Genomic DNA, 16,484 nt, shown 5'->3' on the forward strand with positions numbered 1-16,484 from the left:
GGCCACTACTGTTAGTCCAATTTGATTTTTTGAACTACCTACTACCTTTATTCCATTATTCGACATCCGTTTCTTCATATCCTTTACAATTTAGTACTCATAGAAGCAGTTTCAAAATAGATCTCAATAAGAATCATTATTGCTTAGAGCAAAAAACAGAGCACGGTCACCTCACCGCGCTCATTTGGAATTCTGATATACTAAATATCACTTTTTCTCTACACCTGCTACTGTCACCGATTTTCCCCTCATATCAATCAAATCGCTCCAATCCGAAAATCTCGGCTTACGAGCGAACGCTCGATTGTACTTGTCGTGAAAGTATTTTTAGTAACAATCGTATATTACAGAGCATCCCGAAGCATCCTCGCTTGCCATGCACCAAGTCCGAAAGCGCCCGTAGGACACGACTTCTCGGATCTCATTCTGTAGCAACGACCGCGTTAAAGACCACGTACTTTTATATTCATAATTAGTAAAATTAAAGCCTTTACTCTTTCTTGACTAAAGGCTAAGAATAATGTAAATTGGAATAAGAACAAACGTTCTTATTGTATCGTTTGTTGCTCCATTGCATATACTGTTACTGGTGCGGCAGGTCACATCTGAGCGTAAGCTCCTTCTATGTGGCAGCCTTCAGTTGAAGGCGGGCTCCTCCCGCACCACCCTACAGTTATTGGAAATGTCAACTAATTAGTTGACATTTAGATTACAACTGTGTAGTCTTTAAGTTAGGCGGCAGGTCACATCTGAGCGAAAGCTCCTTTTATGTGGCAGCACTCATTGTGAGTGTGGGATCCTCCCGCCTCAACAAAAACAATAAAGCAGCCCTCGGAGGCTGCTCTTTTTTTTATATAGGAATGAAAATATTTTTATAGTTATCTTTATTTATAAACGGATGGTAAAGCAATCCTCTCCATGCCCACTTTTCAAAGTCAAACTCACACCAATCAACAATATATTTAAAGCTACGCTTATAAGTAAAATTACTCGAAGAGCAGTTATAGATGCATAAATGGCTTCCACATTTTTTACAGGCAGCATTAACATTCAAATGATAATCAGTCATAGACTTCAGAGTTACACCTGATAAAAAGTCAGCAAGTCCCAGTATTGGATCTTCCTCTGGATTCATCCATTTTGGCTTTGAATGACGTGGATGTTCACCTGTTGAGTAACGTGTAACACTTGAAATATATGAACGAAGTGACTCTTGCGCTAGTGGATCGGTATTTCGATCAATAAATAAACGAGCTGTGGCTTTAGTTGACTTCAAAAACCAAGATAAGCGTTTAAACATAAGCCCATAGAGATAATTCATAAGTTTTGTTCGGTCAACTAAGCCAGGCCCCATTGTTTCGTGCTTATTACATATCACCTGCGAGACAATAAATTCTGGTCCATCTTCGTCGATCTTTTTAAAAAACCGACCAAGAATTTTATCGTCTCTTTTAACCCTTGGATTTAATTTCTTCCACTCTAAGGGTGGTCTCATTCTTAGTACTTTACGTTTATGATCAAGAAGCGTTTCCTTCAATGCCTCGTCATCAGTCTCTCTTACTAGAATAGCAGTAACAATATAGAAGTGGGTCGAACCATTTACCCAAGGAATAGCTTTGTCTCCTGATTCCTCGCAGTAAATATTCCATTTCGTCACGTTTCGGCACCTTCTCTCAAGATACCCCTAGTATATCTAATTCATCTACTATTTTACAACGAACATTTCATTCCCTCACATCGTGTTGAAGTTTTGATTAAAACGTTGTTAATTTGGTGTTGATTGGAATTACGGCCACGCTACGCTGTTGACTAGTATATTGATGCGGGTATGCAGTCCGCTAAAGTGGGATTTTCCGGTCTTTTATTTGTCGGTACAGCACTTTGGTCCATACCACATTGTAAGTATTTTCATAAGCCGCTTGTTGACTCCTCGTTGACCTCCTATATAGAAAAATACATCACCAGGGCGTACAAACCGCATGGCGATGTATTAATTGAGTGGTTACTGTTATCCTTATTTGCGTCCTTCTTCATCCCCGGTGGCGATGGAATTCTCCCCATAACTAATCCAATCACTCCAGCTACCCGCATACAGCTTCACCTTCGAGAATCCCGCTTCCTGAAGCGCGATCACGTTAGGGCAAGCGGTTACTCCCGATCCACAGTAGACGATGAGCGGCTTATCGCGCGGCAAGTCCTCGAACCGAGCTACCTGCCCCGCTTCATCCTTCCACCCGCCGTTCTCCCCAAGCGCGTCCTTCCAGAAGCGGTTAATCGCACCGGGAATATGTCCCGCAGCCTTATCCAGCGGTTCGACTTCGCCGCGGTAGCGCGGGGCTTCGCGGGAGTCGATCAGTACGGCGGAGCCGTCGGCGGCTGATACAATCTCCTGGACTTCTTCGACTTCGACCAGCATATTGTGCTGCACGGTGGCGAGGAATAGAGCCGGGATCAGCACTTTCTGCTCCGCGTTAACCAACAAGCCTGCCGCTTTCCAAGCGGAGAAGCCTTCGTCCATGACGTACGCTTGCTCGTGGCCGAGGTATTTCAGCAGCCACCATAGGCGGGAAGCCATGGCTCCGCCTTGGTCGTCGTAAGCGACGACGCGAGACGAGTTGCCGATACCGACGCGGCTCAGAGTCGCCGTCAGCTCGGCAACGTCCGGTAGCGGATGACGACCGCCATGGCCGTCGGGGGAGATCGGGGCGGACAGGTCCTTTTCTAGATCCAAGTACACCGCGCCGGGAATATGCGACTCCTCGTAAGCTTGGCGACCGGCATCCGGCTTGCCGAGCTGGAACCGGCAGTCGACGATGACGATGTCCGGTTCGTATAGTCTGGCGAACAACCATTTCATGGGTACGATATTCTGCATTACAGCGCCTCCGCATTCTACAAACGATCTCATGACCCCATTATCTCAGGACGAGAGAGATTCCGCCACTATCCCCGCCGACGGACCAACACTAAAAACAAACGATTAACCTGTTGAATATGTCTTATACCAATCTTGCAATTCGGTAATAGACTGAATCAACCTCAGAGAAAGGAGAGATCCTATTGGCGAATCGCGATGTGCGTCTAGCTCTTTGGTCCGGCACCAACTTTACCGTTAGGCGAATCCTGTTCAGGCGCGGAGGAATTGCCGTCCGCGATCTTGGAGCGTTCCGGTTTAACAATGCCCTCTCGAGCTTCCGGCTCAGCAATGTAGTGCAGCGCTCTCAGGTAACGCTTGTATTGTTCTCGGGAACGAACTTCCAGGGATCGTTCCGCGTGTTTCGCGGCAGCCAGAGCGTGGCGAACTTAGGCAATTTCAACTTCAACAACGTCACGTCTTCATTCATTCTGGTAGGCCGCAATCTTACGAACACCGAAATTTCCGTTATTCAAAGAACCGGCAATCCGCCTCGAGACATTCTCGTGGTTAGACAGTAACGGGTCGGCAACTGAATAGAATAAGAAAGCTGCCACTGAATCATGGCAGCTTTCTTGAATGGCTGGATCGATGGCGAAGCTATTCGCCATTCGTAAGCTTATATAACCGTACGATAGTGGACATGCTCATTTCTCTCGAATAATAAGTTTTAGGGCCGAACGAGTTGTCCCCTATACCCCGCATGATGTTGTTCTGCAGACAATAATAGACCGCTTCCTTCGCCCATTGCGACAATTGCTTATCATCCGCGAATAGAGGACCGGAATAGGAGTCGATGCGGCTATCAACGTCAAGAAACCGGGCCGTATTCGTCAAGATCAACGCGGCTTGTTCCCGGGTAATTAATCCGGAAGGGTCGAACTTTCCTCCCCCGACGCCATTGATGATTCCGGTTGCCGCAATGCGAAGAATGTCCGGGTCGTCCGTATCTAAGAACGGCTCGGCCGGTATTAAACCTCTATCCTCGACAACCTGCTCAAGAGTCTGCCCCGTCTTTTTCTCTATCAATCGCACAATCAATGCGATGAATTCTTCACGTTTGATATGGCTTTGGTACCGAGACTGCAACGAGACGGGTAACAATCCTTCTTGCTTGGCGTATTGGATATCCGAATTGGCCCATGAGGACGGGAAGGACGCCTCGGTTCCGGGAATCGCAACGTTATCCATTAACGAAATAGGCGTTGGATGCGACTCATAATCGAAAGATCCGAGCCCCAGTTCACCGGATGAATTCGTACCGAACCCCCATAGCGTGCCGTCGGACTTCAGAGCGATGGTATAAGCCCCTTCCGCCGTGACGTCTACGACGTCGTCGAGCGCCTTCTTCGGCGTTAACCTCGAAGTCTGCGTGCCGTCTCCTAACTGCCCCTTGCTATTGTCTCCCCAGAGCCACAGACTGCCATCCTTATTAATGACCGCCAAATGATTTCTTCCGTCGATTGTCCTCACGTCATCCATCAGCTTCGAAGGGGTGAACTGAGAGGTCACGACGCTTTGGCTTCCGTCCTTATAAGGATCGAACGCCCACGTTTCGTCTTTCCCGGTAAAAATAAGGCCGTCGCTGTTACCCCATCCCCAGAGCGAACCGTCTTTCTTAACTGCGTAGGCTTCCTGGCCTGCTCCGCGAACGTACGCTACGTCCTCCATAATAAGAATGGGTTTGAATACGTCCGGACTCTTGGTCTTGACCCCTAGTTCTCCAGAGTAGTTCTGCCCCCAACCCCATAAAGTACCATCCTCCTTCACGGTGTAGAAGGATTCAATGCCGGCGCTGATCTGGGTAACCTCGGATATCATTTTTTTAGGTTTAGACTCTCCGTAGATGTTGCCTCTCCACACGGTTCCGTCCGTTTTCAGCGCGATCCATTGGGTATACGAATTCGCCACTTCCTGGACGTCGTCCATCACCTTTACGGCTTGTCCGTCATCGTCGAATTTCCACATGCTATGATCGGATTTGATGGCGAAGCCGCTCCACCAATTGCCATAAACCCCGACAGCATTGTCCATTAATTTGGTTATCTTCGCTCTTTCGGGAGATTGGTCTCCCGCGGAATCATTGAATGTCCCTTTGCCCCAATACCATAAACTCCCGTCTTTCTGAATGGCGTACACGCGGCCATTGGCGCTTGCTAACGTTTCGCCGAACCGAGTAGCCGGCGCAGCCGAAGTCTCAAAGGAATAGAGGGAGAACACGATCATCAAGCATAATCCGAATGCCGTCGTTTTTCTAAGCATAGGTATCGAATCGCACCTCCGGTTAAGGTTAATAATCCCAGTCCGAACTATCGTATGTGCGGATTAACGTTTTCCCGGTGCCATCCATACGGATACGATATTCCGCTTTTTGCCCATCGACATCGTAGAACGTTTATATGATCCCGCTTTCGGATACCCCCACTAGATCCCTCGAGTTAATATCGCTAACCGTCTGGGCAAGAATATCCGATTCCGATTTGGTTAATCGGGGTTGATCCGCATACGCTCCGTTAGAGGTTGCAAGTATAAAGATCAGGCAGAGCATCGGAACCAAACTTAGCTTTCTCATCGTTCCTCCATCGATAATTGGATTTTATTCTCATATTACCATGGATTCTATCAAAATTAATTATATTTGTTAATCAGGTGAAATCGTATAAATAGGTTGCAAAAAAAACACCGCCAGAGCCTTCGGGCATCTTGGCGGCGTATTCGTCACTTTATTGTCGTTGTCTGGATCGGCTTCGGCTTCGGCTTCGCGTACATTCTATTGAATAGAATCGTTTGCACGATAATGAATATACCGCCAACCGCCCAATATAACGGCACCGCAGCCGGCATAGCCAAAGAAAACGCGCCCATCATGATCGGGGTTAACAAACCGATGAAAGCCATTTGTTTATTCGGATTATACTGAACCTGCGCCGAAACGGATTGCGACACGCGGAACTGAACGTAATAGACCGCAACGGCGATAAACGGCATAATCAAATCCTTGTCCCCCAGGCTAAACCATAGAAAATCGTGAGCGGCGATCTCCGGGGTACGAAGAATGGCGTAATAGAATGCGAGAGTGATCGGCCATTGAAGAAGCATCGGCAAACACCCTATGTTCAAGGGATTGAATCGGTGCTTCTGGTAAAGCTGCATCGTTTCGATTTGTTGCTGCTTTCGCGCTTCCGCGCTGACGTCGTTCTTGTACTTTTCTTTCAGCGCGTCCAGCTCCGGCTGGAATACGGCCAGCTTTTCCTTCATGGCCATCTGCTTCTTCGTTTGATTCAACATGAGCGGCAGGATTGCGAATCTGATGATTAAAGTCATCAGCACGATCGATAAACCGTAGTCTCCATGAAACGTATTCGCGAAAAATTCGATCAGATAGGAGAACGGATATATAAAATAGTGATTAAAAAACCCCGGAGAATCGGAATGAATCGGGTTAGACGGAGATGCCGTTGAACATCCGCTTAGCAGAATAACCGGAATAACCCCGATCAATAAGACAATAATGGGCTTCACCCATTTGCGAGACACCTTTTTCATTGTTGTCCTCCCTAATAGATAGCATGGAATATTGGCTTAGGGAAGGACCAAAGGCGTCTTCATCGGGTGCTTCTTTTCGTCTGACCGTACGTGCGATCCACCGCTGAATAACGTTGAATTGAGGCTGTCTGACGGGCACGAGCAAAGTCGAACCGACGGCAGCAACATCATGACTCCAACTTATCTGATGTCCAGTGAAATACGTGAAAGGAAGAAACACTAGAGAAGAGATAAGGCCAATCGAGAGTGCCAATTGCACCAATTCAAGAAAGTGCTCCAGCCGGTTCCACCTCCATTCGTGCAATGCTGGGAAGGTTGGACTTATTATATCATATTGCGGTAATCGTCCGAGTCAGCGTCCTCAAGACGAGAGCGGTTGCGCCGCTTTCTCCGCCTGGCGCTTCCTAGACGGTCGAGCCAGCAGTAACGCGCCGATAATAACAGCGAGCATGATGCCCGACATGGCGGCGAACAGCCAGCGCGTAGCGTCCGTGCCGTTCTCGTCGAAGAACCAGCCCGTGAATTTCGGCATGAGCGCGCCGCCGATGCCGCCGAACACCATCATGAGGCTGGTGATTTTCTCGGACATGCCCGGCACCGACCGGTTCACGAACACGATCGCGATCGAATACATGCCCGACATGACGAGCCCGGTGAAGAACGCGAGGACGAAGGTCGCGTTCACGCTCTCGATTCCGCCCATCACGACGAACAATACCGCGCAAGCAACGCAAGTAAACAGCATATATGTCCCGTTACCCCAGCGGTCCGCAATATGGCCGGACACGAGACGCCCGAGCACCATCGCGCCCCAATAGACGCTAAGCGACAGCGAAGCGGTAGATTCCGCGAGCCCGTTGTTCTGCACGAGCAGCGACGGCAAGTAGTGAACGATGCTCATCTCGAAACCGACGTACACCAAGAAGAACAGTCCGCCGCTGATCAGGATCGCGGCCATGCGCGACCGGGTTCTCGTGCTGCGCTCCAGGGCGGCGGCTTCCACGGCTTTCGTATCCGCCGGCTGATCCAGCACGCTAGGCCACCAGAAAATCCACAACAGGAGCGTAATTCCCGCCAGCGCGCTTACGAAGGCGAATGCCGTTACCCACTGGTCGATCGAGATCAGCCACGCGCCGACGAACGGCATCAGCAAGGCGCCGACGCCGAACGACACCTCGACGCGGCTCATGGCCACGTTCGCGTTGGCGCCCGCAGCGCCGATAATGAACGAAGCGACGACCGCTTCCGTCGTCCCGAAGCCGAGACCCGCGAACGGCCCCACCGTAAGCATGACTGCCCAAGGCGGCTGCATCACGTACACCAGCTCCGCGACCGTCATGATCGTCAGCGCGGATAGCAGCAGTCTCCGCTTCCCCAGCTTGCCGATCAGCCATGGCGTCAGCATGACCCCGAACATTCCCCCGAGGAATTGGTGCATGACGAGCTGTCCCCCGGCGCTGTAATCGATCCCGTAGTCCTGAACCATCGGTTCCATAACCGCGCCGACGACAAGCTGTCCGAGCCCGACGACGATGAATGCGATACACGCTAATATAATCAGACGAGGCATTTGGTTATTATTCCCTCCATAAGGTGCGTCTTTCCGTTATGCCCCCACATCATACCACTCTCGCCGAACTCTAACTATGCAGGATTGTGATGTATCTCTATCCGATCCTGTATAATGAATCATCATACACTAGGAGCCGAGCTCAAAAATGCAACTATACTCCATGACCGAACAAGAGGCGAAAGCCGTCACCGAATGGCAGTATCCGCCCCCCTACGACGTGTACCGTTGGCCCGCGTGGGACGACATGCTGCGCGAGGGCCGCGAGTTCGCCGACCCCGACATTCGCGCTGCGCAGTACTTATCCGTACTAGACTCACGGGACCGATCGCTTATCGGGTATGTGCAGCTTTTTCCGCTGGATCGCGCCATTCGCATCGGCATCGGGTTACGCCCCGACTTGTGCGACCGAGGACTGGGCACGCCGATCATTAAGCTTGCGGTAGCGGAAGCCGCCCGTCGGCAGCCCGAAGCCGAGATCGACCTTGAGGTCGAGCAATGGAACAAGCGGGCGATCCGCGCCTACGAGAAAGCCGGATTCACGATTACCGACGAATATGTGCGCAGAGCCACTCACGGCCCCGTCCAACTTTATTGCATGGTCTGGCATAACGCCCGGGATTAAGTCATACATGTATAATGGCCAACCAGAATCAGCTAGATAGCGTTAGGAAGTGTTGCCATTCATGGGGCGTATCCCCGCAAAGGAGGCAATTCCGAAGTGAAAGCGCTAAAGCTAGTGAGTCTGATTATTACCATCTTGGGCGGTCTGAATTGGTTATCGGTCGGTGCGTTCGAGTACGATGTGGTTAGCGAGATTTTCGGAGGGGCGGATGAGGTAGGCTCCAAGATTATCTACATTATCGTCGGAGTAGCCTCGATTCTGTCGCTTGCCGTGCTCAGGGACGTCGCGAAGGACGACTGACGATCCGCAGCAAGTGCAAAGGGGGTGTCCCCTAAGTACCCGCCTGGGGCTACCCAGGCGGGTTTTCACTTTCGACGATTTTTTTACAAAGAACGACATGAGATCATAAAACTCCGGAAAATGGATACGATGCAGTTGACAGCGGCGAAATTAGCGGCGGTGCAGACAAAATAGGATATAATGAGTACAACTATGACTTAATGTCGGACGGCGAACAGAAAAAAACAGCTCTACATGAGATGGGCCATGCTTTAGGCATTGGACATCATGATGCTGGACTTATGAAACAAGGAAAATTCTCAATGACAACAATCGATTCCCACACGCAAGATGATTACTTTGCGCTGTGGTCGAACTAGAAGGGATAATTGATGAAGAAGAAATTAATAGCTTTCGCTTCATTGCTTTCAATATTTGTAGTAGCTATTGCTTGTTACTACAGCTTAAACGACAGCAACGAGAAAGTATCAATCATTCACGGCGACTTCGCTATGGATGTCACGAAAAAAAATGAGGTTGTGGGTAACTCAGAAAATGTGTTTGTTGCAAAGGTAATCGAACAAGTAGGAAATGGAAATCCCTATAAAGGAGATCGTCCTTATTCACAATTTAAAGTAGAGATAATCAAAAATATTAAGGGTACATTAAAAAAGGATGTAATAGTAAACCAATCAATCGGTTACATCACGAATTCCGAGGGCGAACAAGAATTTATTAAGTATGAAGATCAGGAACTTCTTGCGCCAGGGAAAATCTACTTGTTTGCTACTATGCATGACGAAAGAATCGGTTGGCATAATACAGTTCCTGTATATGGTGAAGTAAAAATAAGTGAAGCAACGATGACCGAGGTAATAAAAGAATACACCGTTGCGCTCAAAAACCAAACTACATCGGATTTGGTGAAGAGACACAAGGAAAAAGATTTTGTAAACGGTTATCATCAAAACTGATTCGATCACCAACCTTTCGGCATCATTGATATCGTGACGCAAATGGAAAGTGACTGGATTGATCGCTATACACGATCAGTCCAGTCACTTCTTTTGGCTTTAATGGTCTCCTCAAAGAAATGAACTGTAAACTGCTATTAAACAGAAACCGCGCTCCCGAACTGCGCCGCGTTAAGCCGCGCATACGTGCCGCCCTTGGCGATGAGCGCTTCGTGCGTGCCGTCCTCCTCGATGCCTTCCTCGGTGACGACGATGATGCGGTCGGCGTGGCGAATCGTCGCCAAGCGGTGCGCGATGATGAGCGTCGTCCGGTTATGCGACAGCTCCTCGAGCGCCTGCTGAATCTGCTGCTCCGTCTCGGTGTCGAGCGCCGATGTCGCTTCGTCCAGGATGAGGATCGGCGGGTTCTTCAGGAAAATCCGCGCGATCGACAGCCGTTGCCGCTGCCCGCCGGACAGCTTGAGGCCGCGTTCGCCGATGAACGTGTCGAGCCCTTCCGGCAACGCCTTCAACATCTGCTCGAGATTCGCTTTGCGCGCCGCTTCCCAAATTTCCTCTTCGGTCGCACCGAGGCGTCCGTAGGCGATATTTTCGCGGATCGTTCCGTTGAACAAGAATACGTCCTGCTGCACGATGCCGATCTGGCCGCGCAGCGACTGCTGCGTCATGCCGCGAATGTCCATGCCGTCGATCGTGACCGCGCCTTCGTCGATCTCGTAGAATCGCGGAATCAAGCTGCACAGCGTCGACTTGCCCGCTCCCGAAGGGCCGACCAGCGCCACCGTCTCGCCCGCGCGAATCCGCAAATCGATGTTCTTCAGCACATGCGCGTGGTTCTCGTACCCGAACGTCACGTTCTCGAACGCGATGTCCCCTCTGAGGCGCTCCACTTCCACCGCATCCGGCGCGTCCTTCACGTCAGGCACCGTATCCATCAGCTCGCAGTACCGTTTAAAGCCCGCCATCCCTTTCGGATACAGCTCCAAGAGCGCGTTGATTTTCTCGATCGGCTTCATGAAGATATTCACGTACAGCAGGAACCCGACCAGCTCGCCCGGCGTCAGCCGGTTTTGGTACGTGTACCACGCGCCGAACACGAGCACAATGATCTGAATGAGCCGTGTCAACATATAGATGCTTGCCGACGTATAGGAGATCGTCAGGTACGAACTCAGCTTCGCGAGGCGGAATCCCCGGTTATTCTCCGTAAAACGCTCCATCTCGAACTTCTCGTTGCTGAACGACTTCACGACGCGGATGCCTTGGACGCTGTCTTCGACGCGCGCGTTCACTTCGGCGATCTGCTCGAACATCTTGGTCGCCGCTTTGTTCAGCTTCTGGTTGAAGTAGACGATAATCCAGGCGAGCAACGGAACCGCGACGAACGTAATGAGCGCCAGCTCCCAGTTCACCATGAACATGATGCCGAATACGCCCGCGAGCGTCATGAGCGCGATGAACAAATCCTCGGGACCATGGTGCGCCATCTCGCCGAGATCGAATAAATCGTTCGTCATCCGGCTCATGATCTGCCCCGTCTTCGTGTTGTCGAAGAACCGGAACGACAGCTTCTGCACGTGCTCGTACAGTTTGCGCCGCATGTCGGTCTCGATGTTGATCCCGAGCATATGCCCCCAATAGTTAACGATAAATTGCAAACCCATGCTGAGCAGGTACATCGCGAGCAGCGTCGCGCATACCCACGTGATCTTCCCCCAATTTTCCGTAGGAAGCAGCGTATCGATCATCCACTGAACGCCCATCGGGAACGCGAGCTCCAGCAAGGCGACCGCGATCGCGCAGCTAAAGTCGAGCATGAACAGCTTGCGGTAAGGCTTGTAGAGTACTAAAAAGCGACGCATCATTCCGAAAAACACCTCGACTTACTTGCGATATTCTAAGTATCGTAAGCCTTTGCGGCTTCGATGTCTAGTAGGGTGAGCCCGCCGGAGTGCCAGGTCGTCAGTCTCAGCGTCACTTTGCGATAGTCGACGGAGATGAACGGATGGTGCACCTGTGCCTCGGCGATGCTCGCCACCTTGTTCACGAACGCGATCGCCTCCGGAAAAGAGGGGAACATGTACTTTTTCGCGATCGTGCGGCCGTCCTCTTCCAGCTTCCAGCCTTGGAGCTCGCCAAGACGGGCTTGCAGTTCCTGTTCGTGTAGTAATTCGTGCTTGGGCATGCGTAGGGAATGCCTCCTTTATATGCGATCCGTTGCTCGCACTCGCGTTCCGTTAATAATAGAATAGCACGCGTACGCCGCTCAGGCCCGTTATTGTCGCTCTCTGCGACAATCTGGGGGCGCATGCGCCGATCCGACTCGTTATTGTCGCTCTCTGCGACAATCTGGGGGCGCATGTGCCGTTCTGGCCCGTTATTGTCGCTCTCTGCGACAATCTGGCGGCGCATGTGCCGTTCAGGCCCGTTATTGTCGCTCTGCGACAATCTGGGGGCGCATGCGCAAATAACCGCACCCCCTAGAGGGTGCGGTTTACTCGGCAGTCGCGGCGACCCGCTCCAGCGCCCCGTATTTACGCCGGTAGCGCTCCAATAGCCGTATCCACGAAGGCGCGAACGCCGTCAGGAAGAACACGTTGGCCACCGCGTGAATCGAATCGAACGGCAAGCCGAGCGCGTACTTGGCAACGACCGCGTTCCACGATTGCGTCTGCATCCATTGGTCGAGCGCGAGCGTCAAATTCATGATCCATCCGAAAATAAAGCCCCACGCAAGCCCGAACAAAGCGAGCGGAACCCGTCGTCTGCGCCATTCGCTGCGGTGCGCGAACAGTCCGGCCGTGTAACCGGCCAATCCCCAAGCGAACATCTGCCACGGGGTCCACGGCCCTTGGCCGAGGAAGAAATTCGATACGAGTCCAGCCGTCGCGCCGACCATCCAGCCCGCTTCCGCGCCGAACACGACGCCCGAGACGATGACGACGAACGTTACCGGCGTAAAGCCGGGGAGCAGCGGGGCGAACGGGATGCGGCTCACCGTCGCGACCACCGCCATAACGACGATCAGCATGAGCTCGCGGGCTTTGCGCTCGCGCCGCTCGAAACGCAGCGCGAACGGGATCATCGACAGCAGCACCAGCACGAGGCCGATGAGCAGCGAGTTGCCCCGCTCCAGCGCGACGTAAGCAAGCGCGACGTAGGCTGCGGCTATAGGCGCGATAAGCCATTTGGCGGATAGGTTCCTATTCATCGCGGCGTCACCTCCGCTGCTTGGCGTGTTGTTCCGTTGCCTGCGATTAGCCGATGGATCGGGGGCGCGTAGAACACGTTGCCTTGGAAGAATGGTTCGGGCTCGCCGTCCGCGACGATCTCCCCGTGGAACAGCAGCGCGCAACGGTTCGCGTAGGCCGCGGCGAATTCCACGTCGTGCGTCGCCATGAGCAGCGTCGTGCCTTGGCGGTGGATGTCGGCGAGATGGGCGCCGAGAGCGGCCTTCAGATACGGGTCGAGCCCTTTCGTCGGCTCATCGAGCAATAGCAACTGCGGCTGGCCGAGCAACGTCATCGCGAGCGCGCCCAGTTGCTGCTCGCCGCCGCTCAGATCGTGCGGATGACGTCGCAGCAGCTCAGCCAAGCCGAAGCGGCCGGCAATGTCGCGCGCGGCTTGGTCCGCATTCGCTGCCCCGGCGCGTGCTGCCGCCGCCGTCAGGTCGGCGAGCAGCGTCTCGTGCGCGTAGTGCAGCAGCGGGTTCTGGGCCAAGTAGCCGATGGCGGCGAACCTGGCCCTCGGTTTGAGACGGGCGAGCGGCGCGCCCTCGAGGCGGACGCTGCCCCGCAGCGGGTCGCGCAGCCCCGCGAGCAGCTGAAGCAGCGTCGACTTGCCGCTGCCGTTGCCGCCGAACAGCGCGACCCAGTCGCCGCGCTCGATACGCCAATCCAATCCCCGCAGCACGGCGGGGGATTTCTTGTCATAGGCGAAGAACAGCTCGTCGGCCCGGAGTATAGGAGGTGTCCCGGCAGCCTTATGGCCATTATCCCCTTTGGTCAGGGGAATTTCCGCATGCTGCCATTGATCGCTATCCCCTTTGCTCAGGAGAATTTCCGTGCTCTGCCATTGATCGCTATCCCCTCTGGTCAGGGGAACTCCCGCACGTTGTCGTTGACCGCTATCCCCTCCGCTCAGGTGCGTGACAGAAGAGGCCGAAGCCCGCACGCTTGCTTGCTCCGACACAATCCACGCCCGCGCCTCCTTCACCGTCAGTGGCGGCCGACCTAACTCGCCTGCATTATGCTCCAGCGCCCAGCGAGTAACCGACGGAAGCCAAGCGTCCCAATGCTCGTCTCGTCGCCGCCACGCTTCGCGCGCGAATGTCCGCGAATCGCCGTTGTAGACGATTCTTCCTCGCTCCATGCGGACAACGCGGTCCGCAATCGGAAGCAGATCGTCGACGCGATGCTCGCTCATGATAACCGTGATGCCCCACTCGTCGTTCAGCCGCTTGATCATCCCCAGCAGCTCCCGTGCCGCTAACGGATCCAATTGCGCGAGCGGCTCGTCGAGCAGTAGCACCCGCGGCTGCAGCATGATCGCCGCCGCCAAGTTCACAAGCTGCTTCTGCCCGCCGGACAGCTCATCCGTGCGCCTCCCGAGCAACGGCTCCAAGCCGAAGAAGCCCGACATCTCCGCGAGCCGCCGGCGCATCGCGTCGCGCGGCAAGCCGAAATTCTCCATGCCGAACGCCAGCTCATGCTCGACCGTATCCACGACGAGCTGATTGTCCGGATGCTGCATAACCAGCCCGACCTGCGCGGCCAGCTCCCGAGCAGGCCAGTCTTGCAGCGGCACGCCGCCGAGCGCGATCGCGCCGCTAACCCGACCGCCCGGCGATACCTCCCGCTTCAACAGCCGCAGCAACGTCGATTTCCCGCTGCCGGACGGTCCGCACAGCACGACGAATTCGCCGGGTTCGACCGCCAGCGAGACGGCGGAGATCGCCGGGCTAGCGGCATCCGGATAGGCGAAAGTCAATTGTTCGAGGCTAAGATGCGCCATGCTCTGCGATCCCTCCATTCCAAGCCTAGCGGCATAATAAGAAATCCAATATAGCCAACCATTGCCGCGACGTCTCCCGCCGACAACCGGAAGCTGCCTAGCCGAGGATAAATGTCCATGATCCCGTGGCCGCCGCCCCACGCCGCGACGACTCCGGCCGCGCAGAAGAGCAATCCGCCCAGCGTCCAGCCGTCCCGCGCCCGGAACCGGTAGCCAAAGTACGAGCTCCGCGTTCCCGTTCCGTACCCTCTTGCCTGCATCGAATCGGCCGTCTGAAGCGCATCCTCCAGCGCCCACGCCAGCAGCGTGACTACGATTCTCGCACCGTTCCTGGCCCGAACCGCCAATGGGCCTTCCGTAACCGTCACGCCCCGCGTTCTCTGAACGAGCATCAACTCTCCCATCCTTCGGCGAAGCCGAGGTACCAAACCGATGGCCATCATGGCGACGAGCGCAACCTTGGGAGATACCCTGGCGAACAGGAACAGGAACTTCTGCTCCGTCATGACCAAACGGTAGGAGACGAACAGCGTTAACACGAACACAATCGACATCGCGAGCGTCACCCCGTAGACGACCGATTCCAGCGTCAACGGCATATCCCCCCAATAGGCGATAACCGTCCGGCCCCTGTGAGACAGAATCGGATTCGTCACCAGGATCAGGATGAATCCGGCGACCATCGGGATGCTCCACTTGCGCCACTCCCGCCCCCCGTCCAGATGAACGTTCACGAGGATAGCCGCCAGCCAAGCCGCAGCGAGCAATACCGGGTGAAACAGCAACATGCCGAAGGTTATCCCCCCGGCATAGTAGACGAACACGACGGTCGGATGCAGCGACCGGAAGCCGAAGCCTTCGCTCATGGCGCAGACTCCTCTCCGGATGCGGCAAGCTCGTCGCTATTCACATAGATCCACTCGAGCCGATCTCCCGGCTCCAGCTCGTACACGCCCGCCCCTAGATCAGACACGACGCCGTTCACCCTGAACTTCCACCCGCTGGTCGGACCGTTGTCGAACTCGTACAGCCCGTCGATTCCTTCTATATAAGTGAACGCGCCGCTGCCCCGAATTTCGTAGGCCAGCCGGTGCGCTTTAGCTACCCGCTTCAGCACGGAGGCCGCGGTATCCCCGTCCTTCAGGTCCACCTGCTCGTTATCGACGATCGTACCCCATTCCTCATTCCCCATGATGGAAAATACAACTCTCTGCGCAACAGGCTCCGAAGGTTCCGCCGATGCCTCGACTTCCGGCTTTTCCTCGCCCGTGGCTGCCCGTCCTGAGCTTGGCGCAGCGGCGCTCGCGCTAGGCGCAGGCGATGCCTCTACTTCCGGTGTCTCCGCAGCGGCGGAGGAAGAAGCGACCGGCGATGCCGACGGAACGGCAGTCGCGGCGTCCGGAGCCGACGGCTTCGGCGATGCCGAGGCAGCGGCCGGGGGCGATGACGGACTTACGTCGTTGCCGTTAACGCCCGAACATCCCGCAAGAACGAACAATGCGATTACAATAGCCGCTAAACCGCGCAACGCTTTCATCGCTTCCCCTCCTTTCTTTCATCCTA

15 protein-coding genes are annotated in these 16,484 nt (G+C 54.0%); 4 read left to right on the top strand and 11 right to left on the bottom strand.

What is annotated here, in order from left to right; translation table 11 throughout:
- Positions 1-850: 850 nt before the first annotated feature.
- Together COHPA_RS0113050 and COHPA_RS0113055 are read right to left on the bottom strand one after the other, a co-directional pair.
- Positions 851-1,657, bottom strand: coding sequence for a DUF3800 domain-containing protein (locus tag COHPA_RS0113050; RefSeq protein WP_027086605.1), 807 nt, complete (start codon positions 1,655-1,657; stop codon positions 851-853).
- A gap of 357 nt (positions 1,658-2,014) precedes the next feature.
- Positions 2,015-2,875: a sulfurtransferase gene (locus COHPA_RS0113055; protein ID WP_027086606.1), complete on the bottom strand. Its 861-nt coding sequence runs from the start codon at positions 2,873-2,875 to the stop codon at positions 2,015-2,017.
- A gap of 185 nt (positions 2,876-3,060) precedes the next feature.
- Between COHPA_RS0113055 and COHPA_RS0113060 the strand changes: the two genes are divergently transcribed.
- Positions 3,061-3,435 (top strand): hypothetical protein, encoded by a 375-nt coding sequence (locus COHPA_RS0113060; protein ID WP_027086607.1) that lies wholly within the window; start codon positions 3,061-3,063, stop codon positions 3,433-3,435.
- A 79-nt stretch (positions 3,436-3,514) separates the two neighbouring features.
- Here the strand turns inward: COHPA_RS0113060 and COHPA_RS0113065 are convergent, their stop codons facing one another.
- The 3 genes from COHPA_RS0113065 to COHPA_RS0113080 all read right to left on the bottom strand — a co-directional run bounded on the left by COHPA_RS0113065 (position 3,515) and on the right by COHPA_RS0113080 (position 8,030).
- Positions 3,515-5,176, bottom strand: a complete 1,662-nt coding sequence (locus COHPA_RS0113065) for an S-layer homology domain-containing protein (RefSeq protein WP_027086608.1) — start codon at positions 5,174-5,176, stop codon at positions 3,515-3,517.
- Between the two features lie 456 nt (positions 5,177-5,632).
- Complete coding sequence (yidC, locus tag COHPA_RS0113075; RefSeq protein WP_027086609.1) at positions 5,633-6,460, bottom strand: membrane protein insertase YidC; 828 nt, start codon at positions 6,458-6,460, stop codon at positions 5,633-5,635.
- Positions 6,461-6,821: 361 nt separating this feature from the next.
- Positions 6,822-8,030 (bottom strand): MFS transporter, encoded by a 1,209-nt coding sequence (locus COHPA_RS0113080; RefSeq protein WP_027086610.1) that lies wholly within the window; start codon positions 8,028-8,030, stop codon positions 6,822-6,824.
- A 148-nt stretch (positions 8,031-8,178) separates the two neighbouring features.
- Here COHPA_RS0113080 and COHPA_RS0113085 point away from each other — a divergent pair, with 148 nt between their 5' ends.
- The 3 genes from COHPA_RS0113085 to COHPA_RS0113095 all read left to right on the top strand — a co-directional run bounded on the left by COHPA_RS0113085 (position 8,179) and on the right by COHPA_RS0113095 (position 9,908).
- Complete coding sequence (locus tag COHPA_RS0113085) at positions 8,179-8,655, top strand: GNAT family N-acetyltransferase (protein ID WP_027086611.1); 477 nt, start codon at positions 8,179-8,181, stop codon at positions 8,653-8,655.
- Positions 8,656-8,751: 96 nt separating this feature from the next.
- On the top strand, positions 8,752-8,955 hold the full coding sequence (locus tag COHPA_RS0113090; RefSeq protein WP_027086612.1) for a DUF378 domain-containing protein: 204 nt from the start codon (positions 8,752-8,754) through the stop codon (positions 8,953-8,955).
- Between the two features lie 371 nt (positions 8,956-9,326).
- A complete protein-coding gene (locus COHPA_RS0113095; protein ID WP_027086613.1) occupies positions 9,327-9,908 on the top strand; it encodes a hypothetical protein in 582 nt (193 codons plus the stop codon).
- A 137-nt stretch (positions 9,909-10,045) separates the two neighbouring features.
- Here the strand turns inward: COHPA_RS0113095 and COHPA_RS0113100 are convergent, their stop codons facing one another.
- From COHPA_RS0113100 to COHPA_RS24465, 6 genes are all read right to left on the bottom strand, one after another.
- On the bottom strand, positions 10,046-11,773 hold the full coding sequence (locus tag COHPA_RS0113100; RefSeq protein WP_027086614.1) for an ABC transporter ATP-binding protein: 1,728 nt from the start codon (positions 11,771-11,773) through the stop codon (positions 10,046-10,048).
- A 32-nt stretch (positions 11,774-11,805) separates the two neighbouring features.
- Positions 11,806-12,093: a 4a-hydroxytetrahydrobiopterin dehydratase gene (locus tag COHPA_RS0113105; RefSeq protein ID WP_027086615.1), complete on the bottom strand. Its 288-nt coding sequence runs from the start codon at positions 12,091-12,093 to the stop codon at positions 11,806-11,808.
- Positions 12,094-12,402: 309 nt separating this feature from the next.
- Positions 12,403-13,119 carry an ECF transporter S component gene (locus COHPA_RS0113110; RefSeq protein WP_027086616.1) on the bottom strand — a complete coding sequence of 239 codons (717 nt, stop codon included), beginning with the start codon at positions 13,117-13,119 and terminating at the stop codon, positions 12,403-12,405.
- A complete protein-coding gene (locus COHPA_RS0113115) occupies positions 13,116-14,921 on the bottom strand; it encodes an ABC transporter ATP-binding protein (protein ID WP_027086617.1) in 1,806 nt (601 codons plus the stop codon). The genes COHPA_RS0113110 and COHPA_RS0113115 overlap by 4 nt, the downstream gene beginning before the upstream one ends.
- Positions 14,894-15,787 carry an energy-coupling factor transporter transmembrane component T gene (locus tag COHPA_RS0113120; RefSeq protein WP_027086618.1) on the bottom strand — a complete coding sequence of 298 codons (894 nt, stop codon included), beginning with the start codon at positions 15,785-15,787 and terminating at the stop codon, positions 14,894-14,896. Before COHPA_RS0113120 ends, COHPA_RS0113115 begins: the two co-directional genes overlap by 28 nt.
- Positions 15,784-16,458 (bottom strand): DUF4430 domain-containing protein, encoded by a 675-nt coding sequence (locus COHPA_RS24465; protein WP_027086619.1) that lies wholly within the window; start codon positions 16,456-16,458, stop codon positions 15,784-15,786. Before COHPA_RS24465 ends, COHPA_RS0113120 begins: the two co-directional genes overlap by 4 nt.
- Positions 16,459-16,484 lie beyond the last annotated feature (26 nt).

Source organism: Cohnella panacarvi Gsoil 349, assembly GCF_000515335.1.
Lineage (GTDB): Bacteria > Bacillota > Bacilli > Paenibacillales > Paenibacillaceae > Cohnella > Cohnella panacarvi.

Coding starts and splice junctions, on each gene's coding strand:
- COHPA_RS0113105 (WP_027086615.1), bottom strand. CDS start 12,093: ATGCCCAAGCACGAATTACTACACGAACAGGAACTGCAAGCCCGTCTT.
- COHPA_RS0113085 (WP_027086611.1), top strand. CDS start 8,179: ATGCAACTATACTCCATGACCGAACAAGAGGCGAAAGCCGTCACCGAA.
- COHPA_RS0113115 (WP_027086617.1), bottom strand. CDS start 14,921: ATGGCGCATCTTAGCCTCGAACAATTGACTTTCGCCTATCCGGATGCC.
- COHPA_RS0113055 (WP_027086606.1), bottom strand. CDS start 2,875: ATGCAGAATATCGTACCCATGAAATGGTTGTTCGCCAGACTATACGAA.
- COHPA_RS0113065 (WP_027086608.1), bottom strand. CDS start 5,176: ATGCTTAGAAAAACGACGGCATTCGGATTATGCTTGATGATCGTGTTC.
- yidC (WP_027086609.1), bottom strand. CDS start 6,460: ATGAAAAAGGTGTCTCGCAAATGGGTGAAGCCCATTATTGTCTTATTG.
- COHPA_RS0113080 (WP_027086610.1), bottom strand. CDS start 8,030: ATGCCTCGTCTGATTATATTAGCGTGTATCGCATTCATCGTCGTCGGG.
- COHPA_RS24465 (WP_027086619.1), bottom strand. CDS start 16,458: ATGAAAGCGTTGCGCGGTTTAGCGGCTATTGTAATCGCATTGTTCGTT.
- COHPA_RS0113110 (WP_027086616.1), bottom strand. CDS start 13,119: ATGAATAGGAACCTATCCGCCAAATGGCTTATCGCGCCTATAGCCGCA.
- COHPA_RS0113095 (WP_027086613.1), top strand. CDS start 9,327: ATGAAGAAGAAATTAATAGCTTTCGCTTCATTGCTTTCAATATTTGTA.
- COHPA_RS0113100 (WP_027086614.1), bottom strand. CDS start 11,773: ATGATGCGTCGCTTTTTAGTACTCTACAAGCCTTACCGCAAGCTGTTC.
- COHPA_RS0113120 (WP_027086618.1), bottom strand. CDS start 15,787: ATGAGCGAAGGCTTCGGCTTCCGGTCGCTGCATCCGACCGTCGTGTTC.